Annotated in this window: 26 protein-coding genes and 1 pseudogene; 12 read left to right on the top strand and 15 right to left on the bottom strand. The window is 72.4% G+C overall.

The features are described 5' to 3' along the window. Positions 1–376 (top strand): annotated as a pseudogene (locus tag ACFY93_RS00070) (hypothetical protein); the annotation flags it as partial. A gap of 123 nt (positions 377–499) precedes the next feature. Then, positions 500–1,363, top strand: coding sequence for an alpha/beta fold hydrolase (locus tag ACFY93_RS00075; protein WP_391352152.1), 864 nt, complete (start codon positions 500–502; stop codon positions 1,361–1,363). A 104-nt stretch (positions 1,364–1,467) separates the two neighbouring features. Here ACFY93_RS00075 and ACFY93_RS00080 read toward each other — a convergent pair whose 3' ends face one another. Then, on the bottom strand, positions 1,468–2,385 hold the full coding sequence (locus tag ACFY93_RS00080) for an NYN domain-containing protein (protein ID WP_391352153.1): 918 nt from the start codon (positions 2,383–2,385) through the stop codon (positions 1,468–1,470). A gap of 231 nt (positions 2,386–2,616) precedes the next feature. Between ACFY93_RS00080 and ACFY93_RS00085 the strand changes: the two genes are divergently transcribed. Continuing rightward, the gene (locus tag ACFY93_RS00085; protein ID WP_391352155.1) at positions 2,617–2,769 is read left to right on the top strand and encodes a hypothetical protein; all 153 of its coding nucleotides are present in this window, start codon (positions 2,617–2,619) and stop codon (positions 2,767–2,769) included. A gap of 102 nt (positions 2,770–2,871) precedes the next feature. Here ACFY93_RS00085 and ACFY93_RS00090 read toward each other — a convergent pair whose 3' ends face one another. The 3 genes from ACFY93_RS00090 to ACFY93_RS00100 all read right to left on the bottom strand — a co-directional run bounded on the left by ACFY93_RS00090 (position 2,872) and on the right by ACFY93_RS00100 (position 5,367). Continuing rightward, positions 2,872–3,477 carry a MarC family protein gene (locus tag ACFY93_RS00090; RefSeq protein WP_391352156.1) on the bottom strand — a complete coding sequence of 202 codons (606 nt, stop codon included), beginning with the start codon at positions 3,475–3,477 and terminating at the stop codon, positions 2,872–2,874. Positions 3,478–3,720: 243 nt separating this feature from the next. Beyond that, complete coding sequence (locus tag ACFY93_RS00095) at positions 3,721–4,587, bottom strand: PHP domain-containing protein (RefSeq protein WP_391352158.1); 867 nt, start codon at positions 4,585–4,587, stop codon at positions 3,721–3,723. 138 nt (positions 4,588–4,725) lie between these two features. Further along, positions 4,726–5,367 (bottom strand): DUF6758 family protein, encoded by a 642-nt coding sequence (locus ACFY93_RS00100; protein WP_391352160.1) that lies wholly within the window; start codon positions 5,365–5,367, stop codon positions 4,726–4,728. A 191-nt stretch (positions 5,368–5,558) separates the two neighbouring features. Here ACFY93_RS00100 and ACFY93_RS00105 point away from each other — a divergent pair, with 191 nt between their 5' ends. Further along, entirely contained in the window at positions 5,559–6,926 is a 1,368-nt protein-coding gene (locus ACFY93_RS00105; protein WP_391352162.1) for an MFS transporter, read from the top strand. 107 nt (positions 6,927–7,033) lie between these two features. Here ACFY93_RS00105 and ACFY93_RS00110 read toward each other — a convergent pair whose 3' ends face one another. Then, a complete protein-coding gene (locus ACFY93_RS00110) occupies positions 7,034–7,618 on the bottom strand; it encodes a suppressor of fused domain protein (protein WP_391352163.1) in 585 nt (194 codons plus the stop codon). Between the two features lie 593 nt (positions 7,619–8,211). Between ACFY93_RS00110 and ACFY93_RS00115 the strand changes: the two genes are divergently transcribed. Both ACFY93_RS00115 and ACFY93_RS00120 read left to right on the top strand, forming a co-directional pair. Further along, on the top strand, positions 8,212–9,318 hold the full coding sequence (locus tag ACFY93_RS00115) for a CorA family divalent cation transporter (RefSeq protein WP_391352164.1): 1,107 nt from the start codon (positions 8,212–8,214) through the stop codon (positions 9,316–9,318). A 97-nt stretch (positions 9,319–9,415) separates the two neighbouring features. Further along, positions 9,416–10,000: a hypothetical protein gene (locus tag ACFY93_RS00120; RefSeq protein ID WP_391352166.1), complete on the top strand. Its 585-nt coding sequence runs from the start codon at positions 9,416–9,418 to the stop codon at positions 9,998–10,000. A gap of 45 nt (positions 10,001–10,045) precedes the next feature. Here ACFY93_RS00120 and ACFY93_RS00125 read toward each other — a convergent pair whose 3' ends face one another. After that, positions 10,046–10,807, bottom strand: a complete 762-nt coding sequence (locus ACFY93_RS00125) for a hypothetical protein (RefSeq protein WP_391352167.1) — start codon at positions 10,805–10,807, stop codon at positions 10,046–10,048. A 237-nt stretch (positions 10,808–11,044) separates the two neighbouring features. Here ACFY93_RS00125 and ACFY93_RS00130 point away from each other — a divergent pair, with 237 nt between their 5' ends. Genes ACFY93_RS00130 through ACFY93_RS00140 form a run of 3 tightly spaced genes read left to right on the top strand, consistent with a single transcriptional unit; the run spans position 11,045 to position 14,170 of the window. After that, positions 11,045–12,364 (top strand): magnesium transporter MgtE N-terminal domain-containing protein, encoded by a 1,320-nt coding sequence (locus tag ACFY93_RS00130; RefSeq protein WP_391352169.1) that lies wholly within the window; start codon positions 11,045–11,047, stop codon positions 12,362–12,364. Next, the gene (locus tag ACFY93_RS00135; RefSeq protein WP_391352170.1) at positions 12,354–12,992 is read left to right on the top strand and encodes a DUF1003 domain-containing protein; all 639 of its coding nucleotides are present in this window, start codon (positions 12,354–12,356) and stop codon (positions 12,990–12,992) included. Before ACFY93_RS00130 ends, ACFY93_RS00135 begins: the two co-directional genes overlap by 11 nt. A gap of 44 nt (positions 12,993–13,036) precedes the next feature. Continuing rightward, the gene (locus tag ACFY93_RS00140) at positions 13,037–14,170 is read left to right on the top strand and encodes a P-loop NTPase (RefSeq protein ID WP_391352171.1); all 1,134 of its coding nucleotides are present in this window, start codon (positions 13,037–13,039) and stop codon (positions 14,168–14,170) included. 115 nt (positions 14,171–14,285) lie between these two features. Here ACFY93_RS00140 and ACFY93_RS00145 read toward each other — a convergent pair whose 3' ends face one another. The 5 genes from ACFY93_RS00145 to sigE all read right to left on the bottom strand — a co-directional run bounded on the left by ACFY93_RS00145 (position 14,286) and on the right by sigE (position 19,770). Further along, positions 14,286–14,942: a hypothetical protein gene (locus ACFY93_RS00145; RefSeq protein WP_391352172.1), complete on the bottom strand. Its 657-nt coding sequence runs from the start codon at positions 14,940–14,942 to the stop codon at positions 14,286–14,288. A 268-nt stretch (positions 14,943–15,210) separates the two neighbouring features. Then, positions 15,211–15,660, bottom strand: coding sequence for a sec-independent translocase (locus ACFY93_RS00150; protein ID WP_391352173.1), 450 nt, complete (start codon positions 15,658–15,660; stop codon positions 15,211–15,213). A 184-nt stretch (positions 15,661–15,844) separates the two neighbouring features. After that, on the bottom strand, positions 15,845–17,950 hold the full coding sequence (locus tag ACFY93_RS00155; RefSeq protein WP_391352174.1) for a trypsin-like peptidase domain-containing protein: 2,106 nt from the start codon (positions 17,948–17,950) through the stop codon (positions 15,845–15,847). A gap of 138 nt (positions 17,951–18,088) precedes the next feature. Next, complete coding sequence (locus ACFY93_RS00160) at positions 18,089–19,069, bottom strand: zf-HC2 domain-containing protein (protein WP_391352175.1); 981 nt, start codon at positions 19,067–19,069, stop codon at positions 18,089–18,091. Further along, the gene (gene sigE, locus ACFY93_RS00165) at positions 19,066–19,770 is read right to left on the bottom strand and encodes an RNA polymerase sigma factor SigE (RefSeq protein WP_391352938.1); all 705 of its coding nucleotides are present in this window, start codon (positions 19,768–19,770) and stop codon (positions 19,066–19,068) included. The genes ACFY93_RS00160 and sigE overlap by 4 nt, the downstream gene beginning before the upstream one ends. Positions 19,771–19,984: 214 nt before the next feature. Here sigE and ACFY93_RS00170 point away from each other — a divergent pair, with 214 nt between their 5' ends. Further along, positions 19,985–20,683, top strand: coding sequence for a class I SAM-dependent methyltransferase (locus tag ACFY93_RS00170; RefSeq protein WP_391352939.1), 699 nt, complete (start codon positions 19,985–19,987; stop codon positions 20,681–20,683). A gap of 122 nt (positions 20,684–20,805) precedes the next feature. Here ACFY93_RS00170 and ACFY93_RS00175 read toward each other — a convergent pair whose 3' ends face one another. After that, entirely contained in the window at positions 20,806–20,973 is a 168-nt protein-coding gene (locus ACFY93_RS00175) for a DUF3117 domain-containing protein (RefSeq protein WP_003966491.1), read from the bottom strand. Positions 20,974–21,340: 367 nt separating this feature from the next. On the opposite strand from ACFY93_RS00175, the gene ACFY93_RS00180 reads away from it, so the two are divergent. Next, positions 21,341–22,147, top strand: coding sequence for an enoyl-CoA hydratase-related protein (locus ACFY93_RS00180; RefSeq protein ID WP_391352177.1), 807 nt, complete (start codon positions 21,341–21,343; stop codon positions 22,145–22,147). An 18-nt stretch (positions 22,148–22,165) separates the two neighbouring features. Here ACFY93_RS00180 and ACFY93_RS00185 read toward each other — a convergent pair whose 3' ends face one another. Then, positions 22,166–22,762, bottom strand: a complete 597-nt coding sequence (locus ACFY93_RS00185; RefSeq protein ID WP_391352178.1) for a DNA-3-methyladenine glycosylase I — start codon at positions 22,760–22,762, stop codon at positions 22,166–22,168. Then, positions 22,759–23,118: a DivIVA domain-containing protein gene (locus tag ACFY93_RS00190; protein ID WP_391352179.1), complete on the bottom strand. Its 360-nt coding sequence runs from the start codon at positions 23,116–23,118 to the stop codon at positions 22,759–22,761. Before ACFY93_RS00190 ends, ACFY93_RS00185 begins: the two co-directional genes overlap by 4 nt. Positions 23,119–23,266: 148 nt before the next feature. On the opposite strand from ACFY93_RS00190, the gene folP reads away from it, so the two are divergent. After that, positions 23,267–24,127: a dihydropteroate synthase gene (gene folP, locus ACFY93_RS00195; RefSeq protein WP_391352181.1), complete on the top strand. Its 861-nt coding sequence runs from the start codon at positions 23,267–23,269 to the stop codon at positions 24,125–24,127. A gap of 94 nt (positions 24,128–24,221) precedes the next feature. Here folP and ACFY93_RS00200 read toward each other — a convergent pair whose 3' ends face one another. Beyond that, complete coding sequence (locus tag ACFY93_RS00200; protein ID WP_391352182.1) at positions 24,222–24,980, bottom strand: TIGR00730 family Rossman fold protein; 759 nt, start codon at positions 24,978–24,980, stop codon at positions 24,222–24,224. Positions 24,981–25,002: the final 22 nt, after the last annotated feature.

A 25,002-nucleotide genomic window follows, 5' to 3' on the forward strand; every position in this document is an offset into this window, starting at 1 on the left:
CATCCCGGCCCAGACCACCGACGAACCCGCCGCCAAGCCCGCCCGCCGCACCCGCAAGACCGCGGCCAAGGCAACGGCAGCACCCGTCGACACGGCCACCGACACGGCCACCGACGCGGCCACCACCGAGGCCGCGGAGACCAAGCCCCGGCGCACCCGCAAGGCCGCCGTCAAGACCGTCGAGGCCGACATCCCGGCCCAGACCACCGACGAACCCGCCGCCAAGCCCGCCCGCCGCACCCGCAAGACCGCGGCCAAGGCAACGGCAGCACCCGTCGACACGGCGACCGACACGGCCACCACCGAGGCCGCCGAGACGAAGCCCCGGCGTCGTACGCGCAAGGCGGCGGCCTCCGCGGAGTCCGCGGAGGGCTGACCGCCCGCCCGACGGTCCGGCTCCCCCTGTTGCGAAACCGGGGGAGCCGGACCGGCGGCGTTCCCGGGCCGGTCCCGGCGGGAGGACCGCGGGCCGTGGCGGGCGGGGCGATAGCCTCGGGGCATGAGCAGGCCTCCCAGTTTCGTCCCGCCGGCCGGTGTCCGCGCCTACCGTCTCAACACCGCGCGCGGCGCCTTCGCCGGGCTCGAAGCGGCGCCGGAGGGTCCGCCGAGGGGCACCGCGCTGCTGCTGCCGGGATTCACTGGCAGCAAGGAGGATTTCATCGCGCTGCACGAGCCGCTGGCCGTGCGCGGTTACCGGACCGTCGCGGTGGACGGGCGCGGGCAGTACGAGTCCAAGGGGCCAGCCCAGGACGAAAAGGCTTACGCTCAGGCGGAGTTGGCGCAAGACGTGCTGGCCCAGGCGCGTGCCGTCGGCGGGCCGGTGCACCTGGTGGGGCATTCGCTGGGCGGCCAGATCGCCCGTGCCGCGGTGCTGACGGACGCGGCGCCGTTCGCGTCGCTCACCGTCATGTCGTCCGGGCCCGCACAGATCTCCGTCTCGCAGCAGCAGCGCGTCAAACTGCTCAGGGACGCCCTCGCCGTGATGGGCATGGCGGACGTGTGGGAGGCGATCCAGGCGATGGAGGCACCCGAGGAGACCGCCACGGGAGAGATCGACGCGGGGCTCGACGACCGCGACGACCTGCGCCGCCGCTGGATGGGCAACAGCCCGGCCCAGCTCGTCGCGACCGGCCGCCAGCTGTGCACGGAACCCGACCGCGTCGCCGAGCTCGCCGCCACGGCGCTGCCCGTGCACGTGCTCTCCGGCGAGCGAGACGACACCTGGCCGGTCTCGCTGCTGGACGACATGGCCGCCCGGCTGGGCGCCCGGCGGACGGTCGTGGAGGGAGCGGAGCACTCCCCCAACACGGACCGGCCGCTCCAGACGGCATGGGCCCTCGCCGACTTCTGGGACGCGCTGTAGCCCGTACGTGCCCAGCTCCCGGGCCCCATACGCGCCCCGCTCCCGGGCCCGTACGTGCCCGGCCCCCGGCCTCCCGCCCGCTTCGGGGCCCAAGGGTGGCGCGGCTAGTACTGCGCCTGTACGTGGTCCCAGAAGCCGTCCCTGAGGGCACGCCGGAGGTCGGCCTGCCCGCGCAGGGAGTACTGCAGCAGGCCCTCGGCCTCGACGAGCAGGTCCTGGTCGACCGAGCCGGGCAGGTAGGGGTGTCCGGGCAGCAGCTCCGCCAGTGACTCGCGCCCCCTGGCGGCCAGCCACTTCGCCGCGATCTGGGCCCCCACGAACCGCACGTCGTCGCGGGTTGGCCGGCCCGCCCCGGCCGCCTCGTAGGTAGCGGCGGTCCGCCGGGCCACGTAGGGCTTGAAGAAGTCGAGGTCGAGGGTGCGCTGGCTGTCGACCTCCCACAGCAGCGGCTCGGCCTGGTTGCGGCCCTCGGGTGCCTCGATGCCCCAGAGGTGGACCCGCGCCCCGTACCCCTGCGCCGCCTCGACCGCCGACACCAGGTCCTCGTCGCCGCCCAGGAGCGCCGCGTCGCTGATGGCGCGGTGCCGGGCCAGGGACTCCAGATCCGACCTGATGAGGGAGTCGACGCCCTTCTGCTGGTTGTTCGCGTTGAGGTTGCCCAGCCGGACCTTGACGTCGGGCAGCTCGGCGATCGACTGCTGCTCGGCGGTGTGGATGCGGCGGCGGGCGCCGTCGTACCAGTAGACGCGCAGCAGCCTGCTGTCCGCGAAGATCGTGCGCGCCCGGTCGATGAGCGCGTCGATGAGGCCCTCCGCGTCCAGGTCGAAGGCGCGGCGGTCCTCCGTCCCGGCGACCAGCCGGCCGGCGGCCGCGTACAGGTATCCGGCGTCGACGAAGATCGCATGGGTCGAGGGTGTCTTCGCCACCTCGGCGAGCATGCGCTGCAGCAGCTCGTTCGTCCGGTCGATGCGGGCGCCGAGCGCGGCGGGGTCGTCGGGACCCGTGAGGGCGTCGTCGTTCATATGCGACCCATTGTTCCGGCCGTCACGCTGCGAACACAACCGGTCCCGATGGGTCCATCGGCCCGATCCCTTACCAGCCAGTAATTAGCTTCTCGAAAATTTTCTTTAGCGTAGGGAATGTTTGCAGCGCACACGCCGTTGACCCGTATGCGAAGAGAGGGACCGCGGTCTCTCCGGCGCCACTCACAAGTAGTTCTCCTCAGGAGGATGACCAGACGAAGGGAGAAGCCCATGCGCTTCGAAATCATGCGACTCGACGACGTCGACGGCACACCCGTGGACAGCACCGTTGTGGACGCCGCCTCCGTCAACCGGATCGTGCAGCAGGCCGCCGCCATAGGGCAGCGCCTCTGGATCCGCCCAGCCGAAGCCTCCGTGTCATAACGCGGACGCTGTTCCCGGATTTCAGGACCCCGCACGGCACACGCGCCGTGCGGGGTCCTGCGTGTCCGGGGTCCTGCGTGTCCGGGCCCGGACGCGGGCGGGTCAGGCGCCCTGGATCACCTGGGTGACGCCGTTGATGATCTGCTGGACGGCGATCGCGGAGAGCATCATGCCCGCGAGGCGGGTCACGAGGACGACGCCTCCGTCCTTGATGACGCGGATGATCAGCAGCGAGTAGCGCATCACCAGCCACAGCACGACGTGGATCGCCAGGATCGCGACCCACACGGACACCTGAGTGGCCACGCTGTCCGCCTTCTGGACGGCCAGGATCACCGAGACGATCGCTCCGGGCCCGGCGAGCAGCGGCATGCCCAGCGGGACGAGGGCGACGTTGACGTCCTTGGTCTGCTTCGGCTCGTCGGTCTTGCCGGTGAGCAGATCGAGGGCGATCAGCAGGAGCAGCAGTCCTCCCGCGATCATCAGCGCGGGCACGGACACGTGCAGGTAGTCCAGGATCTGGTGGCCCAGGACCCCGAAGACGGCGATCACGCCGCCGGCCACGCAGACGGCCTGGAAGGCCATCCGCTTCTGCACCTTGGCGGGGCGGCCCGCGGTGAGCGCGAGGAAGATCGGCGTGATCCCGGGCGGATCCATGATCACGAAGAGGGTGAGGAAGAGAGAACCGAAGACGGCGACGTCGAACACGTTGATTGGCCTTGCAGAGGTGGTGAAGCGGTGTGTCACCGCCGGGGACGGCGGCCACCGCGGTGGGCGGGTGTTCCGCGGCTCACGGCGGAACGGGGCCACGCACGCCCCGGTGCCGGGGCCGGGGACGGCACCGGACGGACTCGGGTCCCCGAAGGGCGGGCGCGGAGGGGTGGTGAGGGGCAAGGGCCCCGAAGGGGTGGGCCGGGGCTCCCGCGGTCGCGGGCGGCCCGACGGCGCGGGTTACGCCTCCGCGGCTCCACCCGCGCCGGGCACGGGGAACGCGCCGGTGGCCCGGCGGGTGATCTCGCCGTACACCTCGGGGTCGGTGGTGAACTCGCCGAGCACGCACGTCTTGCGCGTGCCGTGGTAGTCGGACGAACCGGTGACCAGCAGTCCCAGGTCGGCGGCGAGTCCGCGCAGCCGGGCCCGGGTCGCCGGCTCGTGGTCCATGTGATCGACCTCGATGCCGTCGAGTCCGGCGGCGGCGAGCTCGGCGACGGCGCTCTCCGGGACGGTGCGTCCCCGCTTGGCGGCGGCGGGGTGGGCGAAGACGGTCACGCCGCCGGCCGCCTTCACGAGCCGGATCATCTCGAAGGGGTCGGACTCGTGCTTCGCGACGTAGGCACGTCCGCCGTCGGCGAGCCACTCGGTGGTGAACGCGTCGGAGACGCTGTCCACGACGCCGAGTTCGACGAGTGCCGAGGCGATGTGCGGGCGGCCCACGGAGCCACCCGCGGCGATCCGCTCGACCTGCTCCCAGGTGACCGGCACGCCCAGGTCCCGCAGCCTGCCGATCATGCTCTGCGCGCGCGGCACCCGGTCGTCGCGGATCAGCTCGCGCTCCGCGAGCAGCGCGGGCTCCCCGGGGTCGAAGAGGTACGCCAGCATGTGCAGGCCGATGCCGTCGAGACGGCAGGACAGCTCCGCGCCGGTGACGAGGGTGAGCCCCTCGGGGACCGCCGCGACGGCCTCCGCATGACCGCGGGTGGTGTCGTGGTCGGTCAGGGCGACGACGTCCAGTCCGGCGGCGGCCGCGCCCCGGACCAGCTCGGCCGGGGTGTCCGTGCCGTCGGACGCCGTGGAGTGGGTGTGCAGGTCGATACGCACGCGGACTCCAGGCGGTGACGGGACGAAGGGGACGCTCAAGGATAACGGGCACCTCGCGGTCCCCCGCCCACACGGGCCACGGCCCCCGCCCGCTCCAGGGCCGCACACGCTCAGGGCCGGCCGCTCAGGGCCGGCCGCTCAGGGCTCCAGGATCCGCGGGGACAGCGCACCGCACGGCAGCAGGTCCACCTCGGCGCCCGCGTCGCGCAGGTCGGTCAGCACCAGCTCGTCGTACATCAGGAGTCCCGACTGCTCGGGCCACACGACCGCCCAGAGCCACACGCCGTGCGCCTCGCCCGCGAAGACGGCCCGGTCGTCGGGGGTGCTCGTGACGTGCCACAGCGGGGTGGGACGGCCGGCGGCGAGGACCTTCGCCTGAGGCGGCTTCTCGACGCTCATGTACGGCCCCGGGTCGGGCCCGTCGATCCCCGCGTACCGCGCGCCGAGGCCGACGCCGAGCTCCTCGGCGACCAGGACGAGCTCGCCCATCCCGCCGAGCGGCCCCGGACCCGAACAGGCCACCGCCGTCGCACGGCCGCCGCTGCGGTCGTCGCCGGCGAAGGCGGCACCGGTGAACAGCCAGCCGACCGGAAGCGGCCACGGCATCCACACCGGCACCCTCGCCCGGTGCACCACGACACCGAGGGCCTCGACGCTGGGCGGGATCACGGGCTGCAGCGGGTGGACGACGCCGTGCACGTCGCACTGCCAGGAGTCGGAGAAGAGTCCGGGAGCCCTGACCCGGCCACCACACTTCGGGCAACTGGGTTCGCCCCTCATAAGGTCCCACAGTCCTCCCCGTCCTCCGCCGCGTCAAGGACGATCACCCGTCCGGCGCGCGCCGGCCACCCGGCCCAAATAGATGTAGCTTGCATTAATTAGCCACACTAAATTACCGTTGCGGGAGCCGAACCGACCCTCTCTCCGTGAGTCACCGGCGAGCCGTCCCCGGCGAACCAGAAGGAGCAGGCATGACCAGCAGCACGCAAGGACCCGCGGCCGTACGGAGCGCCGAGGGCACCGGCGCGCACGACGCCGACGCACACGACACCGGCACCGGCACCGGCACCGGCACCGGCACACAGGACGTCGACGCGTTCGACGCCGGAGCGGGAGGCCTCCTGCGGCAGCCGAAGGCCGTCTGGGCGACCGCCGGCGCGTCCGTCGTCGCCTTCATGGGCATCGGGCTCGTCGACCCGATCCTCCCCTCCATCGCCAAGGGCCTGGACGCCACCGCCAGCCAGGTCTCCCTCCTGTTCACCTCGTACTTCCTGATCACGGCGGTGGCGATGCTGCTGACCGGCTTCGTCTCCAGCCGCATCGGCGGCCGCCGGACGCTGCTGCTCGGCCTCGCGCTCGTCGTGGTCTTCGCCGGCCTCTCCGGCACGTCGGGGTCCGTCGGCGAGCTCGTCGGGTTCCGGGCCGGCTGGGGACTCGGCAACGCCCTGTTCGTGTCCACGGCCCTCGCCGTCATCGTCGGCGCGGCGGCCGGCGGCAGCGCCGCGGCGATCCTGCTCTACGAGTCGGCCCTCGGCCTCGGCATGGCGTGCGGGCCGCTGGCAGGGGCGCTGCTCGGTGACGCCAGCTGGCGCTACCCGTTCTTCGGCACCGCGTTCCTGATGGCGATCGGCTTCCTGTGCATCACGGTGTTCCTGAAGGAGCAGCCGAAGCCCGCACGGAAGACCTCGCTGCTCGACCCGGTCAGGGCGCTCGGCCACGGCGGGCTGGCCTCGGCGGCGGCGTCCGCGTTCTTCTACAACTACACGTTCTTCACCGTGCTGGCCTTCACCCCGTTCGTGCTCGACATGAGCCCCTACCGGTCGGGCGCGGTCTTCTTCTGCTGGGGTCTGCTGCTCGCCGTGTTCTCGGTGCTCGTGGCGCCGCGCATGCAGAAGCGGTTCGGCTCCCTGAAGGTGCTCGGCGGTTCCCTGGTGCTGCTCGCGGCGGACGTGCTCGTCCTCGGCTACGGCAGCCACACCACGGCCGTCGTCTGCACGATCCTGTCGGGAGCGTTCATCGGTGTGAACAACACCGTCTACACGGAGCTCGCGCTCGGCGTCTCGGACGCTCCCCCGGACTCCGTCCGGGGGTACCCCCAGCGTCCGGTGGCGAGCGCCGGCTACAACTTCGTCCGCTGGTTCGCCGCCGCGGCGGCGCCCTTCCTCGCGCCGAGGATCGAGGAGTGGGCCGACCCGCACGTCCCGTTCGTGGTGGCGGCGGTCACGGCCCTGCTCGGCGCCGTCGTGGTCCTCGTACGGCGTGGCGCGCTCACCACCGAGGCTGAGGAGCTGCGGCCCCGGCACGCCGCCCAGGACGGTGTCGCCGTCTTCGCGAACTGACCCGGCCGCGGTTGGGGGGCGACCCGCCTTGTGGGGGCGGTCCGCCACCACCGACGAGTTACGGCCGTTCGTCAAGCGGCTTTTTCCGGCCAGGGGCTGACGTGCCCTCAGTCCAGGGCGACGGACCTGCGCGACGGATCGCGCAGGTCCGTTCCGCTGCTCAGCCAGCGCTCCTGGAGGGCCTGGGCTCCGTGCACCCGCTTCCACGCCGCCTCGTTCGGCGTCATCGGCAGCAGCGGCAGGAACCGTACGGGATCGGCCGGCGCGTCCAGGTCCAGGTCCTCGACCAGACCGCCGGACTCCGCGACCAGTACGGAGGTGAAGGGCGCGTCCGGCCACAGCGGCTCACCCACGTCCAGCGAGGCGCCCGGGGCCACGATCACCCCCTCCACCTGCGGAGACGCGGCGAGTACGGCGAGCGGGCGCAGCACCTTGTCGGTGTCGGCGCCGGCCCGGCGCACCGACAGCACCAGCTCGGCGCGCGGCCCCTTCACCGGGTCGGCGACGGCGGCCGTGGGGTCCGCCATGGGCTGCGCGGACATGCCGAGAGTGGCGTAGCGAACGAGGTCCCCCTCGGTGAAACGGAGCACCTCGACGCGGTCGGTACCGAGGAAGGTGACCGCGGCCCGCGCGTCGGGTTCGCCCAGCGCGGCGAGCAACCGGGCCTCGACCAGGGGAAGAACATCAGCCATGATCCGAGCATAGAACTCGTCAGCAACCGGCAAAGCGGCGGCTTGACGCTTCGCCGCGCTGATAGTCTTGGCCGCTGGTCGAGGCAGCACGCTGAAGCGACGCTTTCGAGCCCCGACGCGCGACATTCCCCAGGTGTGGGGACTCCCCCGGCGGGGGATGGATCGTCCCTCACGAGGGACCGGCCGAAGGAGGTGGGGCTGCAATGGACCGAAGTCGACCGTGCAGTACCACCCACTCTTCCGGCCGCTGACGCAGCTCTGGTTCCTCCGGCTGCCGCCTCTCGCACTCGCGTCCTCGTAGTCCGGCCCGGTGCACGACGGAAGAGTCTTCGTTCCCGCCTGATCCATCCGACTGATCCGTCCGATCCGAACGGTCCGTCCGGTGCGAGCGGCCCGTCCGTCCCGGACGGCCCGTGCGGTCCGAACGGTCAGAGTCAGTAGCGAAGCCGCCACCGCGACGGTGCGGTGCTCCCCGCTTTGTGGACGTACGAGACGTCCCTCCCTGCCCGAGGGCAGGAGGGTCCCCATGCCAACGTCCCCATTCCGGGCAGTTCCAACCGTCACCGGCGGCCCCTGTTGCGAAGGAGCCTGCCATGTCGATGATCCGAGACCTGCGCGCCGCGGTCCGCCCCTCCCAGCGCAAGGAGAACGGCACGTACGACACCACCCGCGCGCCCGGGACGGCCTCCGCCGTGGTCGACTGCGCGGTCTACCGCGACGGCGCCCGCGTCGAGAGCACCGGGACCCTCTCCCCGCACCAGGCGATGCGTCAGGTGCACCGTGACGGCGGCTTCGTCTGGATCGGCCTGCACGAGCCGACCGAAGCCGAATTCGCCGGTATCGCCTCGGAGTTCGGGCTGCACCCGCTGGCCGTCGAGGACGCCGTCCAGGCCCACCAGCGGCCCAAGCTGGAGCGGTACGACGACTCGCTGTTCACCGTCTTCAAGACCATCCACTACGTCGAGCACGACGAGCTGACGGCCACCAGTGAGGTGGTGGAGACCGGCGAGGTCATGTGCTTCACCGGCCGGGACTTCTTCATCACCGTCCGGCACGGAGGGCAGGGCTCGCTGCGCGCGCTGCGGCACCGGCTGCAGGACGACCCCGCGCTGCTCGCCAAGGGCCCCTCGGCGGTGCTGCACGCCATCGCCGACCACGTCGTCGACGGGTACATCGCGGTCGCGGACGCCGTGCAGGACGACATCGACGAGGTCGAGACCGAGGTGTTCTCGCCGGGCCGCAAGGGGTCGCCGCGCGGCACGGACGCCGGACGGATCTACCAGCTGAAGCGCGAGGTACTGGAGTTCAAGCGCGCGGTGTCGCCGCTGCTGCGGCCCATGCAGCTGCTCAGCGAGCGGCCGATGCGGCTGATCGACCCGGACATCCAGAAGTACTTCCGGGACGTCGCCGACCACGTCGCCCGGGTCCAGGAGCAGGTCATCGGCTTCGACGAGCTGCTCAACTCGATCCTCCAGGCCAACCTCGCACAGGCGTCCGTCGCGCAGAACGAGGACATGCGCAAGATCACGTCCTGGGCGGCGATCATCGCCGTGCCGACGATGGTCTGCGGGGTGTACGGCATGAACTTCCAGTACATGCCCGAGCTGCACTGGCGGTTCGGCTACCCCCTGGTCCTCGGGGTCACGGTCGCCATCTGTATGACGATCCACCGCACCCTCAAGCGCAACGGCTGGCTCTAGGGTCTGTCCGGGGCCGGGCGCTGCTCGGGCCCACGGCCGGGCGCGGGGTCCGCCGGGGCCACGGAAGCCGCCCGCCGGTGCTGGATACCCTGGCCCCATGACGGAATCTGCCGGCGCCGCGTCCGCCCCCTCCCCGACGAGCCTGCTGGACCGGGCGCTCGTCGAGGAGGCCACCAAGAAGTCCGGGCTCGTCTGGGTCCTGGGCGACGGCGTGCCGGCGCCGCACGCCGGGGGGCCCGGCGCTCCGTCCCGCGCCCTGTGGCACGTGTGGCACGACGGAGCGGCGCACGTGGTCGGAGACGGCCCCGGCGAGCAGCCGCTGCCCGGCCTCGTCGACGGGGGCGGCGCCCTCGTCACCGTACGCAGCAAGGACAAGGGCGGGCGGCTGGTCAGCTGGGCGGCGACGGTCGTGGAACTGGCCCCCCGCTCCCCCGAGTGGGAGGCGGCCGTCGCCGAGCTCAAGGGCAAGCGGCTCAACGCCCCGGACGGCGAGGCCATGCCGGAGCGCTGGGCGCGCGAGTGCCGGGTGCTGCGCCTGGAGCCGTCCGGGAGCACGGCCGGTCTGCCCGACGGCTCGCTCGCCGCGTCACCGGTGCCCACCCCGGCGACCACCCGCCGCCCCGCCCCGGCGGCCCTGCCACGCCTGCTGTTCAAGAAGCGGGCCAAGCGCAGGCGCGGCTAGGGTCCTCCGTCGGGATCAGGGCGCCGGATCAGGGCGTCCCGGCCGTTACGACGTCGGCAACTGCTTGCCGTAGTCGACGGTCTCCTTCTTCGAGGGCTCCTCCAGGGCGAAGTCCTTGCCCCAGTCCGTCAGGCGCAGGGTGCCCGCGCCGCCCGCGCGGACCATGCGCAGCGGATACGGGGTGCCCTCCAGGGAGACGTCCAGGGAGCCGCCCGCGCCCTTGTCGCCGGTGATCCTGACCGTGCGGACGCCGCCCTGCTCGTGACGGCCGTCCTTCGCGAGCGTGCCGTGCAGGGTGAGCAGTCCGTCGAGGAGCACGTCCTTGTCGGTGAAGCCGCTGAAGCGCTTGTACGCCGGGTCGCCGGTGGGCACCTTGACGTACATGCCCGCGAGCTTCTTCGCCGCCGCCGTGTCCGCCGGACCGCCGTCGGACGTGCCGCCCTCCTGGTGGCTCCAGAACCCCGCGTCCGCCTTCAGGAACAGGTGCTCCCCGACGCGCAGCAGCCGGAAGTTGGCCCCCTCGGACGTCACCGAGCCCGTGCCGCCGTCCGCCTTCAGCCGCATCTCCAGCCTGTAGGTGCGCCCGTTGCTCACGACCGCCCCCGAGAGCCGCACCGCGTCCGCCCCCTCGGCCGCCTTGCGGGTCCGGGACTGGATCTTCTCGGCGGACAGCTTGCCCACGCCGTTGGTGCCCGCGTCCGGATCGTCGCCGCCGCACCCCGTCAGCCCCGTGGCCGTCACGACCAGTGCACACACCGCGCTCACCAGTACGGCTCTGCGGGTACGGACGAGGGGAATCACAGTCACAGGTGGGGCTGCCTCTCATGAGGGGTACTCAACGGCGTACGGCAGCGTACCGGTGCCGTACGCGACGGTCGGAGCCAGTCCGTCCGGACGGCTCACCAGGGCGTATCCGACCGGGACGGGCTAGCCTGAAGCGCACCCGAGCGGACAGACGAGCAGGAACCGAACCAGTACGAGCAAGTCGGCACGGCCCAGCGGGAGCGGGCCGACGGGAAGCCGACGGGAACAGGAGGCGCGCGCATGGCCGCAGGCGTGCCCCGGGTCTTCGTCTCGCACCTCTCCGGTGTCGCCGTCTTCGATCCGAACGGCGATCAGGTCGGCCGCGTCCGCGACCTGGTCGCCATGCTGCGCGTCGGACGGCGCCCGCCCCGCCTCCTCGGGCTCGTCGTCGAGCTGTCCACCAGGCGCCGCATCTTCCTGCCGATGACCCGGGTGACCGGCATCGAGTCCGGCCAGGTCATCACCACCGGCGTCCTCAACGTCCGGCGTTTCGAGCAGCGGCCCACCGAGCGGCTGATCCTCGGCGAACTCCTCGACCGGCGGGTCCGGATCGTCGAGACGGACGAGGAGGTGACCGTGCTGGACGTGTCGATCCAGCAGCTGCCCGCGCGCCGGGACTGGGAGATCGACCGGGTGTTCGTCCGCAAGGGCAAGGGCGGCGCCTTCCGCCGCAGCAAGGGCGAGACGCTGACCGTCGAGTGGTCCGCCGTCACCGGCTTCTCGCTGGAGGAGCACGGCCAGGGTGCCGAGAGCCTGCTCGCCACCTTCGAACAGCTGCGCCCCGCCGACCTCGCGAACGTCCTGCACCACCTCTCCGCCAAGCGCCGCGCCGAGGTGGCCGCCGCTCTGGACGACGACCGTCTCGCCGACGTGCTGGAGGAGCTGCCCGAGGACGACCAGATCGAGATCCTCGGCAAGCTGAAGGAGGAGCGTGCCGCCGACGTCCTGGAGGCGATGGACCCGGACGACGCGGCCGACCTGCTCGCCGAACTGCCCGAGGAGGACAAGGAGCGGCTGCTGGCCCTCATGCGCCCCGGTGACGCGGCGGACGTGCGGCGGCTGATGGCGTACGAGGAGAAGACCGCCGGCGGGCTGATGACCACCGAGCCGATCGTGCTGCGCCCGGACTCGACGATCGCCGACGCGCTGGCCCGGGTGCGCAACGCCGACCTGTCCCCCGCGCTCGCCGCCCAGGTGTACGTGTGCCGTCCGCCGGACGAGACGCCGACCGGCAAGTACCTGGGCACGGTCCACTTCCAGCGGCTGCTGCGCGACCCCCCGTACACCCTGGTCGGCTCGATCATCGACGACGACCTGCAGGCGCTCGCCCCGGACGCCGCGCTGCCGGTGGTCGCCGGGTTCTTCGCGACGTACGACATGGTCGCGGCGCCCGTCGTCGACGAGAGCGGGGCGCTGCTCGGAGCGGTGACCGTGGACGACGTACTGGACCACATGCTGCCCGACGACTGGCGGGAGACGGAGTTCCACCTGGACGAGGAGCTTCCCCCCATGGACGGTGCGCACACCGGCACCGGCGAGAGGGCGCCCCATGCCCCCTGAGCGCGAGGGGCGGACGGCGCGGGAGGGGATCCGCGAGGTCCGCGACCCCGCACGCGAGCGGACACCGGCCGGCGCCACCGCGGCGAGCCGGCCGCGCAACCGGCTCGACCAGCCGTTGCAGCGCCGCCGCAGGCTGGTGCCCGAGTGGGACCCGGAGGCCTTCGGACGGCTGTCGGAGCGGATCGCGCGGTTCCTGGGCACCGGGCGCTTCATCGTCTGGATGACGTTCGTCATCATCCTGTGGGTGGTGTGGAACATCGCCGCGCCGAGCGGGCTGCGCTTCGACAACTACCCGTTCATCTTCCTCACCCTGATGCTGTCGCTCCAGGCCTCGTACGCGGCCCCGCTGATCCTGCTCGCCCAGAACCGCCAGGACGACCGCGACCGGGTCAACCTCGAACAGGACCGCAAGCAGAACGAGCGGTCCATCGCGGACACCGAGTACCTGACCCGGGAGATCGCCGCGCTGCGCGCCGGGCTCGGCGAGGTCGCCACCCGGGACTGGATCCGCTCCGAGCTCCAGGACCTGGTGAAGGAGCTGGAGGAGCGCTACGCGGACGGGCACGGCGACGGACGGGTCGTATTCCCGTCGGAGTCCGCCCGGGGACGTGACGTAGAAGACCGCTGACGGGACTACCCGGTCCCCCGGTCCGTCGCCGTACCATCATCCTTATGGCTACGGAAGACGCGGTGCGCGAAGCACTGGCGACGGTGAACGACCCCGAGATCCAGCGACCCATCACCGAGCTGGGGATGGTCAAATCGGTGGACATCGGCGCGGACGGAGCGGTCGCGGTCACCGTCTACCTGACCGTCTCCGGCTGCCCGATGCGCGAGACCATCACGGAGAACGTGACGAAGGCGGTCTCGGCGGTCGACGGCGTCACCCGCGTCGACGTGACCCTGGACGTCATGAGCGACGAGCAGCGCCGTGAACTGGCCTCCGCGCTGCGCGGCGGCCAGGCCGAGCGCGAGGTGCCCTTCGCCAAGCCGGGCTCCCTGACCCGCGTGTACGCGGTCGCCTCCGGCAAGGGCGGCGTCGGCAAGTCGTCGGTCACGGTCAACCTCGCCGCGGCGCTGGCCGCGGACGGCCTCAAGGTCGGTGTCGTCGACGCCGACATCTACGGCCACTCCGTGCCCCGCATGCTCGGCGCCGACGGGCACCCCACCCAGGTCGAAAACATGATCATGCCACCGTCGGCGCACGGCGTGAAGGTCATCTCGATCGGCATGTTCACCCCGGGCAACGCGCCGGTCGTGTGGCGCGGCCCGATGCTCCACCGCGCACTGCAGCAGTTCCTCGCCGACGTGTACTGGGGCGACCTGGACGTCCTGCTCCTGGACCTGCCGCCGGGCACCGGTGACATCGCGATCTCCGTCGCCCAGCTCGTCCCGAACGCGGAGATCCTCGTCGTCACCACCCCGCAGCAGGCCGCCGCCGAGGTCGCCGAGCGGGCCGGCTCCATCGCCGTCCAGACGCACCAGAAGATCGTCGGCGTCGTCGAGAACATGTCGGGGCTGCCCTGCCCGCACTGCGACGAGATGGTCGACGTGTTCGGCACCGGCGGCGGCCAGTCCGTCGCCGACGGCCTCACCCGCACGACCGGCGCGACCGTCCCGGTCCTCGGCTCGATCCCGATCGACGTCCGGCTCCGTGAGGGCGGCGACGAGGGCAAGCCGGTCGTCCTGACCGACCCCGACTCCCCGGCCGGCGCCGCCCTGCGCGCCATCGCCGGCAAGCTCGGCGGCCGCCAGCGAGGCCTCTCGGGCATGTCCCTGGGCATCACCCCGCGCAACAAGTTCTAGCGCGCGGGGAGCACGGGAGCAGCGCGCGGGACCGCGGTATTCAGCCCTGCCGGTTTCGTACGGGGAAGGGGGCGCCGTCACACGGACGGCGCCCCCTCTTCCGTATTCCCTCGGGCTAGGCGTACGTCTCGATGTCCTTGATCACCGAGAAACCCAGCCCGTAAGCGCTCAGCCCCCGCCCGTACGCCCCCAGGTGGACGCCCGCCTGCGTGGAGCCCGCCAGGACCCAGCCGAACGCGGACTCCCGGTAGTGGAACGTCGAGGGCACCCCGTCCACGGGAAGGGACAGCGTCGACCAGTCGGGCCCCGTCAGGTCGTCCGCGAGGACCCACGCCGTCTCGGTCTGCTGGTCCAGCCAGCTGTCCCGCAGGGTGTGGTCCATCTGCCCGGGCCAGGTCTGGGACAGCAGCCCCACGCCCGCGAGCCAGGCCGCCGAGGACACCGAGGTGGCCTCCAGGAGTCCCGTGCCGTCGGCGCTGCGCCGTACCGGGCTCGCCGCGACGGTGACCACCACGGCGAAGCGCTCCGTGTCCTGCGTCGACTCGCTGCGCACCGTGGGCTCCTCGCCGTGCCCGATCGAGCCGTGCTCGACGGATCCGTCGGCCGAGGTGCCGACCTTCATCAGCCAGCGCGGTCCCGTGAAGGCCTCGTCCAGGCCGTACCACGGGAAGGGCGCCAGCAGGTAGCCGTCGACCGTGCGCCGGGCCGAGGGGACCTGTTGTCCGCCCTCCGCGGCCGGCGCCTGCGCGCCTACCCGACTTGTCGTCTCCATTACCCGGACGCCTCCTAGCTCTCGTCGGACCGGAGCAGCCCGCCCCCCTCGGGCGTCGTTGCTCACTCTCGTACGGTCCGCACAACAACTGGGCAGCATAGCCACCCCGGTCCGGGCAGCCGGGAAACCGGCTCGCGGGTGGGTCGCGCACGGGACCCCGCGCGGGGGATGCGGACGGGGCCGCCAAGGGCCGCGCAGAGGCGGGCAGGGGGCGGAATCAAGCCGTCCGGGCCTGCCCCGGCCGGCGGGTCCCGCCGTCCCGTTCGCCTCAGGTGGCGTCCGCGTCGAAGGGCGGGCGCTCGTCCAGCTCGGGCTTCTTGGTCATGTCGACGGAGGCGCCCGAGGAGGACGACGAGGAAGACGAGGAGGAGGACGTGCCGGACGACGACTCGGACTCCCGCCCGTGGACGGCGTCCGTGATCTCGGCCATCTCCTTCTTCAGGTCGAAGCCGTTGCGGATCTCCTTGAGACCCAGCTCGTCGTTGTCCAGGTGCTTGCGGATGAAGGTCTTCGGGTTCAGGTCCTCGAACTCGAAGTCCTTGAACTCGGGACCCAGCTCCGAGCGGATGTCCTGCTTGGCGCTGTCCGAGAACTCACGGATCTTGCGGATGGTGCGCGTGACGTCCTGGATCATCTTCGGGAGCTTGTCCGGCCCGAAGACGAGCACGGCCAGGACGACGAGCGTCACCAGCTCGAGCGCTCCTATGTCATTGAACACCTTGCAGCTCCTAGCGAGGTCCTCGGCCCTCGGCGGTCCTCCGTGGTCCGGGCCGGGTCCACGGTACCCGGACCACCTGTCCGACCGGTACTGTCCCGGGGCCGCCGAATGCGTGCACGCGGCCGGTTTTCCGCGATGTTTGCCTTACCTGGCGGGCCCGGGACGCCTTCCTGTGACGTTTACGTCAGTCACCGTCCGCGGAGCCGAGGACCAGCGTCACCTTCTTCTCCGCATCGCCGCGCCGCAGGGTCAGCTCCAGGTGGTCGCCGGGACGGTGGGCCCGCGTCTTGACGATGAGCTCCTCGCCCGAGTGGACGGCCGTGCCGTCGACCTCGGTGATGACGTCGCCCGCCTTCAGGCCCGCCTTGTCGCCGGGGCCGCCCGCGTTGACCGGGGAACCGCCGCTGCCGCCGCCGCTGGTCCCGATACGGGCGCCGTCGCCCGAGTAGCCCATGTCGAGGGTGACGCCGATGACCGGATGGGTCGCCTTGCCGGTGTTGATCAGCTCCTCGGCGACGCGCTTGCCCTGGTTGATCGGGATGGCGAAGCCGAGGCCTATGGAGCCCGCCTGGCCGCCCTCCTGGTCGGAGGCGCTGTCGGCGGACCGGATGGCGCTGTTGATGCCGATCACGCGGGCCTTGGAGTCGAGCAGGGGCCCGCCGGAGTTGCCGGGGTTGATCGGGGCGTCCGTCTGCAGCGCGTCGACGTACGAGACGTCACTCCCGTCGCCGCTCTCCCCGCCCGCCGTGATGGGCCGTTCCTTGGCGCTGATGATGCCTGAGGTGACCGTGTTGGCCAGGTCGAAGGGGGCGCCGATCGCGACCACCGGGTCGCCCACCCTGACGCTGTCGGAGTTCCCGAGCGGCATCGGCCGGAGCCCGCTGACGCCGGTGACCTTGACGACGGCGAGGTCGTACCCGCTGTCGTGCCCGACGACCTCGGCCTTGGCGGTGTCGCCACTGCTGAAGGTCACGGTGATCTCGCCGTCGTCACCGGCCGGTTCGACGACGTGGTTGTTGGTGAGGATGTGTCCCCGCGAGTCGAGCACGAAGCCGGTGCCCGTGCCGCCGGCGTCGTCGCCCCGTACGTGCAGGGTGACGACGCTGGGCAGCGCGCTGGCCGCGATCCCGGCGACGCTGTCGGGCGAGCGCTTCTCGTCGTCCGCCGCGGCCTGGGGCAGCTCGATGCCGCCCACGCCGCCGTTCCGCTCCAGGTAGGCCCCCACGGCGCCGCCGACGCCGCCGGCCGCCAGCGCGATGATCACGGCTCCGGTGACCAGGATCCGCCTCCCGCGCTTCCTGCGCCGGGCCGCGCTGTCCACCGGCGCGCCGGTCTGCTGGAGCGGGTGGGTGGCGGCCGGATGAGCGGCGGCCGCCCAGGGGTCGTAGCTCTGGCCCGGCGGCACCTGCTGTCCGGGCTGACCCGGCTGACCCGGCTGTCCGGGCTGCACCTGCTGTCCCGGCTGACCCACAGGGGCGGGTATGCCGGGGACCGGCTGCTCGGCGGACACGGGCGGCACGGGGGCGCCCTGCGCGGGGATGCCCTGGGCCGGGATGCCCTGGGTCGGGATGCCCTGCGTGGCGTGGCCGGCCGTCCCCTGCGGAGGCGGGGCCTGGGCGGGCACGCCCTGTGCCGGTGTGCCGTGGGCCGGTGTGGTGCCGGGGTGCTGCACGGGCGGCGCGGGGGCCCACGGGCCCGGTTCGCCGTACGGCGGGGTGCTGTAGGGGTCCGGGTCGTGCAGCGGCCGGGGCCGCTCGTCGGCGACGCCGGGCGCGGCGCCGCTTCCGGCGTGTGCCGTACCGGCCGGGCCTTCCGCGTCGGCGGCCCCTGCGTCCGCCTGGGTCTCGTCGGCGCCTACGGGGAGGGCGGCAGCCGTCTCCCGCCCGGGGTCGACGGGCGGCGCGACCGGGCCCGTGACGGTGGCCGTCGATGCCTCGGCTCCCGCCGGGTCCGCCGCGGGCTCCGGAACAGCCCGCGCCGGACGCTCCAGCTCGAAATCACCGTCCGGCCCCGAACCGTCCGTACCCGAACCCTCCGTACCGGCACCAGTCCTGTCCGTACCGGTCGCACCGGCGCCGTCCGTGCCGACGCCTTCCGCGCCCGCGCCCTCGTTCTCGGCGTCGGTGTGCGTCAGCGCCCGCGCGGCCGGTGTTCCGGCCGGGCGGTCCAGTTCGAAGTCGCCGTCGTGCCGGTCCTCGGCCGCGCTCCCGGCCTGCCCGGCTTCGGGGGCCGCCCCCGCGGGCCTCGGCCCGCTCCACCACTTCGCCTTCGCGGGCTTCCCCTCGTGCATGCTCTCCCCACACCTGGCCCGCGGCACAGCGCGCCGTCGGTCGCCGCAGATTGTCGACTCCGCGTCCGGGATCATTCCGGCGGACGCGGCCCACCCCGGATTCAACCAGGTTCACCGGCGACCGCGCAGACGCCGGGGTCAGCGGACGGTGCGGGAGGAGAGCAGCGGCGACGGGGCGGCGGAGGGGGACGAGGTGGGTATGGGGGCGGCGAGCAGTCCCGGGGTCGTGGCCTCCGACACCGTGGACCAGGCGGTCGACGCGGCGGGCGGAGGCGCGGTCAGCGGACGTATCAGCGGAGTCATGGCGGCGGCCCCGGCCACCACGGGGGTGGTCAGTCTGGACACGGCGTCCTGGCCGTCGGCCGGGGCGGCGAACCCGGGCAGCAGGGGCGCGGACAGCTCGGTGGGCGCGACAGGTGCCTCGTCCTGCGACCGCCGGCCCTGCGCGAGCAGGGGCCCGACGGAGCGGCGCCGCTGGGACTCCGGGGCCGTGGTGACCCCGCTGCCCTGGGACCGCATGGGCGTCACGTTGCTGCCGGTGCCGGTGCCACCGCGGGCGTCCACGGTGTCGACCGGGCCCCCGGCCGTCACCCCGCCGAGCGCGATCGCGGCCAGCGACACCGCTCCGGCGGCGGCGAAGGCGAAGCGCATCCCGCGCGAGGCCGACCGCTCGGTCTCGTGACGGCTGACGTCGTGGATCCGGAAACCGCGGCCCTGGGAGGGCGGCAGCAGATCCGCGTGCGGACCGGAGGGGACGTATGCGAAGGACTCGGCGCGCGTTCCGAAGACCCCGGGGAAGCCGGAGGACCGCGACGGCTCGGCGGACCAGGGCAGGCCCGCGAATCCTCTTCCGTCCGGCGGGCCGGTGTCGTCGGAGCCGCCGCCCGCCGGAAGTCCCTGGAGGCGGGCCAGGAAGCTCTCGGACGGCGGCGGTGGCGCCATCTCGGCGAAGACGTTCTTCAGGCGTCGCTGGGCGTCGGCCTCGGCCTTGCACTTCGCACAGGTGGCGAGGTGGGCGAGGACCCGCTCACGCGACTCATGACCGAGCTCTCCGTCCACCAGGGCGGAGAGTCGGTCTCCCAGATGCTGCTCTGCGGGGGTAGGACGTGATCCACTCACGCGGTCGCGGCCCCTCCCCCCAGCGCGGGCACCGTGGTGATGGCGAATCCGCGCCGCTCGGCACGGGCCTGGGGAGACCGGTGCGCGAGTGCCTTGCGCAGCTGCGAACGGCCACGGTGGATCCGGCTGCGGACCGTGCCGAGCTTGACGCCCAGGGTCGCGGCGATCTCCTCGTACGAGAGGCCCTCGATGTCGCAGAGGACCACGGCCGCCCGGAACTCGGGCGCGAGCGTGTCCAGCGCCTGCTGGACGTCCGCGTCGAAGTGCGCGTCGTTGAAGACCTGCTGCGGGGACGGCTCACGACTGGGCAGCCGCTCCGCCGCGTCGTCGCCGAGCGCGTCGAACCGGATGCGCTGCTTGCGGCGCACCATGTCGAGGAAGAGGTTGGTGGTGATGCGGTGCAGCCAGCCCTCGAAGGTGCCGGGCGTGTATGTGGACAGGGACCGGAAGACGCGGACGAAGACCTCCTGGGTGAGGTCCTCGGCGTCGTGCTGGTTGCCGGTCAGGCGGTACGCCAGGCGGTAGACGCGGCCGCTGTGCGTGCTGACGATCTCCTCCCAGGTGGGCGGAGTCCACGCCTGCGACGCCGCGTCGGTGGTGAACGTCGCGGTCTGCGCGGCGGAGTCGGCGGTGCGGAAACGGTCAGCGGTGTCGGTCACGGATCTCGGCTCACCTGCCGACCTGAGAAGGCGCCGAAGCACCCCTCCGCGGTCCACGGGCGCAGCCGCACCTCCCCTGTCGGCTCTGGTGGTGTCCAGTAGAGCCCCTACCATAGCCACCTCGCCCGTTAGCTCCGGATAAGCGGTTTTACGAGAATTTGATGTGCGCTTCTGCGCCTGCGTCAGCACTTGCTCGGCGTCCTCGTTCATCCCTGTCCCCCCGCTGTGTCCTCCACCCTTGTAAACGCCCGGTCCCATCTGCGGGTTCCCGACGCCAACGGATACAGTCACGGCCAGGCAACCACGGGGACAGGAGAGGGTCATTACCGGCAACCGGCAGACGAGCTGGGCGTTCGCCGACGCCTTTGTCGCCGAGGACGAGGCGCTGCGCTGGGCCCGTGAGCGGGCCCGCGAGGCAGGGCTGCGCTCGGTGTCGCCCGGCACGGGCGCCGCGTTGCGCATGCTCGCCGCCACCGTGGACGCGAAGGCGGTGGCGGAGATCGGGACCGGGACCGGGGTCTCCGGAATTCATCTGTTGCACGGCATGCGGCCGGACGGGGTGCTGACCACCGTGGACCCTGAGCCGGACCGCCAGCAGTTCGCCCGCCAGGCCTTCCGCGCCGCGGGCTTCGCCAGCAACCGCGCCCGTTTCATCCCCGGCCGCGCGCTGGAGGTGCTGCCCCGGCTGGCGGACAGCGGGTACGACCTCGTCTTCTGCGACGGCGACCGGCTCGAGTGCCTGGACTACCTCGCTGAATCGTTGCGCCTGCTGCGGCCGGGCGGGCTCGTCGCCTTCGAGGGCGTCTTCGCGGACGGCCGGACGGTGGACTCGGGGCCGCAGCCCGCCGAGGTGGGCCGGCTGCGCGAGCTGCTGCGGGCGGTGCGTGAGAGCCAGGAGCTGGTGCCGTCGCTGCTGCCGGTGGGCGACGGCTTGCTGTGCGCGGTCAAGCGCTGAGCCCACGGCGCACCGGAAGGGGCCTGAGCCCACGCCGCCCCGGAAGGGGACGGAAGAACGCAGCCGCCCCGGCACCGATGCGGTGCCGGGGCGGCTGGCAAGAGATAGGGGTCGCGTCCGCGTCAGCCGACGACCTTCTTGAGGGCGTCGCCGAGCGCGTCCGCCTCGTCAGGGGTCAGCTCGACGACGAGCCGACCGCCGCCTTCGAGCGGAACGCGCATGACGATGCCCCGCCCCTCCTTGGTCACCTCGAGCGGGCCATCGCCCGTCCGCGGCTTCATGGCCGCCATGCTCGTTCCCCTTCCTGAAACCAGCTCATCGTCGCCGACGGCCCCTTAGGAGGGCACGCACGTCCCCTCATAGGACACACGTCACCGGCATCGAACACATTGCTTCCAGGCCATTATCCCGCATCTCAGGACCCGATGACCAACATCAGTCGGCATCGCTTGCGCAACGCGCTTGAGCAAAACCACTCAATTCGGCGATGTGACTGCGATACTGCGCCGCCGCACGGACCGTCCGGGGCCAGGTTTCTTTGACGCAGGTCACATGTCCCGCGCGCCCGGCATTCCGTGATCTCCGCCATGCTGTCTCCAGAAGTCCGCCGTACCGACGGGTACGGCGCAGCCCGAACCAGACACCCGGAGGGGACCCATGGCCGACACCGTGCTCTACGAGGTGAGCGACGGACTCGCGACGATCACGCTGAACCGCCCCGAAGCGATGAACGCGATGAACACCGAGACCAAGGTCGCCCTCCGTGACGCGGCGGAGGCGGCCGCCGGTGACCACGCGGTCCGGGCGGTGCTGCTCACCGCCGCCGGTGACAGGGCCTTCTGCGTGGGCCAGGATCTCAAGGAGCACATCGGCGGGCTCGCGGCGGCCCGGGAGTCCGGTGCGGGCGAGGGCGTGATGAGCACGGTGCGGGAGCACTACAACCCGATCGTGCGGGCCCTGACCGGGGCGGACAAGCCGGTGGTGGCGGCGGTCAACGGCGTCGCGGCGGGCGCCGGCTTCGGTTTCGCGCTCTGCGCCGACTACCGGATCGTCGCGGAGACGGCGGCGTTCAACACGTCCTTCGCGGGCGTCGCGCTCAGCGCGGACTCCGGCATCTCCTGGACGCTGCCGAGGGTGGTCGGCCCCGGCCGCGCCGCCGAGCTGCTGCTCCTGCCCCGCAGCATCACCGCGCAGGAAGCCCTCGACCTGGGCATCGCCAACCGGATCGTCCCGTTCGCCGAGCTGGCCACCGAGGCCGGGAAGATCGCCCGGCTCCTCGCCGAGGGCCCGACGCTCGCGTACGCCGCTCTCAAGAAGTCCCTCGCCTTCGGTCTGACGCACACGCTGGACGAGACGCTGGAGAAGGAGGACACCCTCCAGTCCAGGGCGGGCTCTTCGGAGGACCACATGATCGCGGTCCAGGCGTTCGTCAACAAGGAGAGGCCGAAGTACCTGGGCCGCTAGGGTCTTTCGTTCGGGTGGTCAGGCGGCCAGGGGCCGGCGGCCCCGGGCCGCGCAGTCCACGAGGTGGTCGTCGACCAGGCCGCACGCCTGCATCAGGGCGTACGCGGTGGTCGGGCCGACGAAACGGATGCCCCGCTTCTTGAGCGCCTTCGACAGGGCGGTCGACTCGTCGGTGACGGCGGGCACGTCGGCCAGGCTCTTCGGGACGGGCCGGGTCTCCGGGTCGGGGGCGAACGACCAGATCAGCTCGTCCAGCTCGCCGGAGGGCCAGTCGGCGAGCACGCGCGCGTTGGCGAGCGTCGCCTCGATCTTGGCGCGGTTGCGGATGATGCCCGGGTCGGCGAGCAGGCGGTCCCTGTCGGCGTCGGTGAACCGGGCCACCGAGGCGATCCGGAAGCCGGAGAAGGCCGTCCTGAACCCCTCACGGCGGCGCAGGATCGTGATCCAGGACAGGCCGGACTGGAAGGCCTCCAGGCAGAGCCGCTCGTACAGGGCGTCGTCCCCGTGGACGGGCCGCCCCCACTCGTCGTCGTGGTAGGCCGCGTAGTCCGTGGCCGACAGCGCCCAGGGGCAGCGCAGTACTCCGTCGGGGCCGGCGAGGGCGCTCGTGGTCACCGCTGCTCGTCCTCCGGGTGCCGCGGGTGCTTGTCGAGCGAGGGCGGCGCGCTCGCCCGGGCACCGGCGAGGGCTACCTCCAGGCCGGCGATCCTGGCGTCCCGCTCGGCGATCTCGGCGCCGAGACGGCCCAGAGCGTCGTCCACGTCCGCCATGCGGTAGCCCCGTACGGCTACGGGGAAGCGCAGCGTCTCCACGTCGTCCCGGTTCACCGGCCGGTGTGCGGGCAGGGGGTCCGCCAGCCGCTCGGGCGCCGCCTCCGGCAGGGCGGCGCTCTCGCCGCCGCCCACCACCGCCAGTGTCACCGCGGCGACCACGACGACCAGCGCGACGACGAGGAACAAGAACATCAACATCGCTGGGGTCCCCACGCTCTGGTGCCGGCGCGTGGCCGCGCCGACGGGAAGGTGTCGAAAGTGTCTGGCTCCGATCGTGCCATGCGAGTCTGACAGTTAGGGTTCCAGGCGGCGAAGCCGCAGGACGTACAGGGAGAGGTCGCAGGGGATGCTCAGGCTGGGCAGGCGTGAATTCGGCACCCATGAGCCGGTGATCATGGCGATCGTCAACCGGACCCCGGACTCCTTCTACGACCAGGGGGCGACGTTCCGCGACGAACCCGCGCTCGCCCGCGTGGAGCAGGCGGTGTCCGAGGGCGCCGCCATCATCGACATAGGCGGGGTCAAGGCGGGCCCCGGCGAGGAGGTGACCGCCGAGGAGGAGGCGCGGCGGACGGTCGGTTTCGTCGCCGAGGTGCGGCGGCGGTTCCCCGACGTGGTCATCAGCGTCGACACCTGGCGGCACGAGGTCGGCGAGGCGGTCTGCGAGGCCGGCGCGGACGTGCTCAACGACGCGTGGGGCGGCGTCGATCCGCGTCTCGCGGAGGTCGCCGCGCGGTACGGGGCAGGCCTGGTGTGCACGCACGCGGGGGGCGCCGAGCCCCGCACGCGGCCCCACCGGGTCACCTACGACGACGTCATGGCCGACATCCTGCGGGTCACCGTGGGCCTCGCCGAGCGGGCCGCCGCGCTCGGGGTTTCCCGGGAGTCGATCCTCATCGACCCGGGGCACGACTTCGGGAAGAACACCCGGCACAGCCTGGAGGCGACGCGGCGCCTGGGCGAGATGGTCGGGACGGGGTGGCCGGTGCTGGTCTCGCTGTCCAACAAGGACTTCGTGGGCGAGACGCTGGACCGGCCGGTCAAGGAGCGGGTGGTGGGCACGCTGGCCACGACCGCGGTCTCCGCGTGGCTGGGGGCCCAGGTGTACCGGGTGCACGAGGTGGCGGAGACCCGGCAGGTGCTGGACATGGTGGGGGCGATCGCGGGGCACCGGGGGCCGGCCGTGGCCCGGCGCGGGCTCGCCTGACCACGGGCCACGCCCCGCCACGGGTGGGGCGTGGTGGTCGCGGAGGCGTGGCCGTCGAACGGGTGGGCGGCCGAAGACCGCCGGAGAGGCTCGTCTAGCGGCCCGCCTCCTTCGAGACCAGGGCCACCGCCTCGTCGACGTCGTCGGTCAGGTGGAAGAGGAGGAGGTCTTTCTCGGATGCCTTGCCCTGGGCGATGAGGGTGCCGCGCAGCCAGTCGACGAGGCCGCCCCAGTACTCCGTGCCGAAGAGGACGATCGGGAAGCGGGTCACCTTCTGCGTCTGCACCAGGGTGAGCGCCTCGAAGAGCTCGTCCAGGGTGCCGAGTCCGCCCGGCAGGACCACGAAGCCCTGGGCGTACTTCACGAACATCATCTTGCGGACGAAGAAGTACCGGAAGTTCAGCCCGATGTCGACGTACTGGTTGAGCCCCTGTTCGAAGGGCAGCTCGATGCCGAGGCCCACCGAGATCCCGTCGGCCTCGCAGGCACCCCTGTTGGCCGCCTCCATCGCCCCGGGCCCGCCGCCGGTGATCACGGCGAAGCCCGCCTCCACCAGCCCGCGGCCGAGTCTGACGCCCGCCTCGTACTCGGGCGAGTCCACCGGGGTTCTGGCGGACCCGAACACGCTGATCGCGGCCGGGAGTTCGGCGAGGGTGCCGAAGCCCTCGATGAACTCGGACTGGATGCGCAGCACCCGCCAGGGGTCGGTGTGCACCCAGTCGGAGGGGCCTCCCGCGTCGAGCAGGCGCTGGTCGGTGGTACTGGCCTGCACCTGATCGCGCCTGCGCAGCACCGGTCCGAGCCGCTGCTCCTCCGGTGGCTGCTTGCTGCCCTCGGGATTGCCGGTAGCCATGTCCGCTCCCTCCGCTCGGCCG

Origin of the sequence: Streptomyces sp. NPDC008313, assembly GCF_042956125.1 — a bacterium.
GTDB lineage: Bacteria > Actinomycetota > Actinomycetes > Streptomycetales > Streptomycetaceae > Streptomyces.

Coding starts and splice junctions, on each gene's coding strand:
- ACFY93_RS00120 (WP_391352166.1), top strand. CDS start 9,416: ATGACGGAATCTGCCGGCGCCGCGTCCGCCCCCTCCCCGACGAGCCTG.
- ACFY93_RS00100 (WP_391352160.1), bottom strand. CDS start 5,367: ATGAGGGGCGAACCCAGTTGCCCGAAGTGTGGTGGCCGGGTCAGGGCT.
- folP (WP_391352181.1), top strand. CDS start 23,267: ATGCTCAGGCTGGGCAGGCGTGAATTCGGCACCCATGAGCCGGTGATC.
- ACFY93_RS00175 (WP_003966491.1), bottom strand. CDS start 20,973: ATGGCGGCCATGAAGCCGCGGACGGGCGATGGCCCGCTCGAGGTGACC.
- ACFY93_RS00085 (WP_391352155.1), top strand. CDS start 2,617: ATGCGCTTCGAAATCATGCGACTCGACGACGTCGACGGCACACCCGTG.
- ACFY93_RS00200 (WP_391352182.1), bottom strand. CDS start 24,980: ATGGCTACCGGCAATCCCGAGGGCAGCAAGCAGCCACCGGAGGAGCAG.
- ACFY93_RS00115 (WP_391352164.1), top strand. CDS start 8,212: ATGTCGATGATCCGAGACCTGCGCGCCGCGGTCCGCCCCTCCCAGCGC.
- ACFY93_RS00190 (WP_391352179.1), bottom strand. CDS start 23,118: ATGTTGATGTTCTTGTTCCTCGTCGTCGCGCTGGTCGTCGTGGTCGCC.
- ACFY93_RS00145 (WP_391352172.1), bottom strand. CDS start 14,942: ATGGAGACGACAAGTCGGGTAGGCGCGCAGGCGCCGGCCGCGGAGGGC.
- ACFY93_RS00105 (WP_391352162.1), top strand. CDS start 5,559: ATGACCAGCAGCACGCAAGGACCCGCGGCCGTACGGAGCGCCGAGGGC.
- ACFY93_RS00135 (WP_391352170.1), top strand. CDS start 12,354: ATGCCCCCTGAGCGCGAGGGGCGGACGGCGCGGGAGGGGATCCGCGAG.
- ACFY93_RS00075 (WP_391352152.1), top strand. CDS start 500: ATGAGCAGGCCTCCCAGTTTCGTCCCGCCGGCCGGTGTCCGCGCCTAC.
- ACFY93_RS00140 (WP_391352171.1), top strand. CDS start 13,037: ATGGCTACGGAAGACGCGGTGCGCGAAGCACTGGCGACGGTGAACGAC.
- ACFY93_RS00110 (WP_391352163.1), bottom strand. CDS start 7,618: ATGGCTGATGTTCTTCCCCTGGTCGAGGCCCGGTTGCTCGCCGCGCTG.
- ACFY93_RS00180 (WP_391352177.1), top strand. CDS start 21,341: ATGGCCGACACCGTGCTCTACGAGGTGAGCGACGGACTCGCGACGATC.
- ACFY93_RS00130 (WP_391352169.1), top strand. CDS start 11,045: ATGGCCGCAGGCGTGCCCCGGGTCTTCGTCTCGCACCTCTCCGGTGTC.
- ACFY93_RS00155 (WP_391352174.1), bottom strand. CDS start 17,950: ATGCACGAGGGGAAGCCCGCGAAGGCGAAGTGGTGGAGCGGGCCGAGG.
- ACFY93_RS00080 (WP_391352153.1), bottom strand. CDS start 2,385: ATGAACGACGACGCCCTCACGGGTCCCGACGACCCCGCCGCGCTCGGC.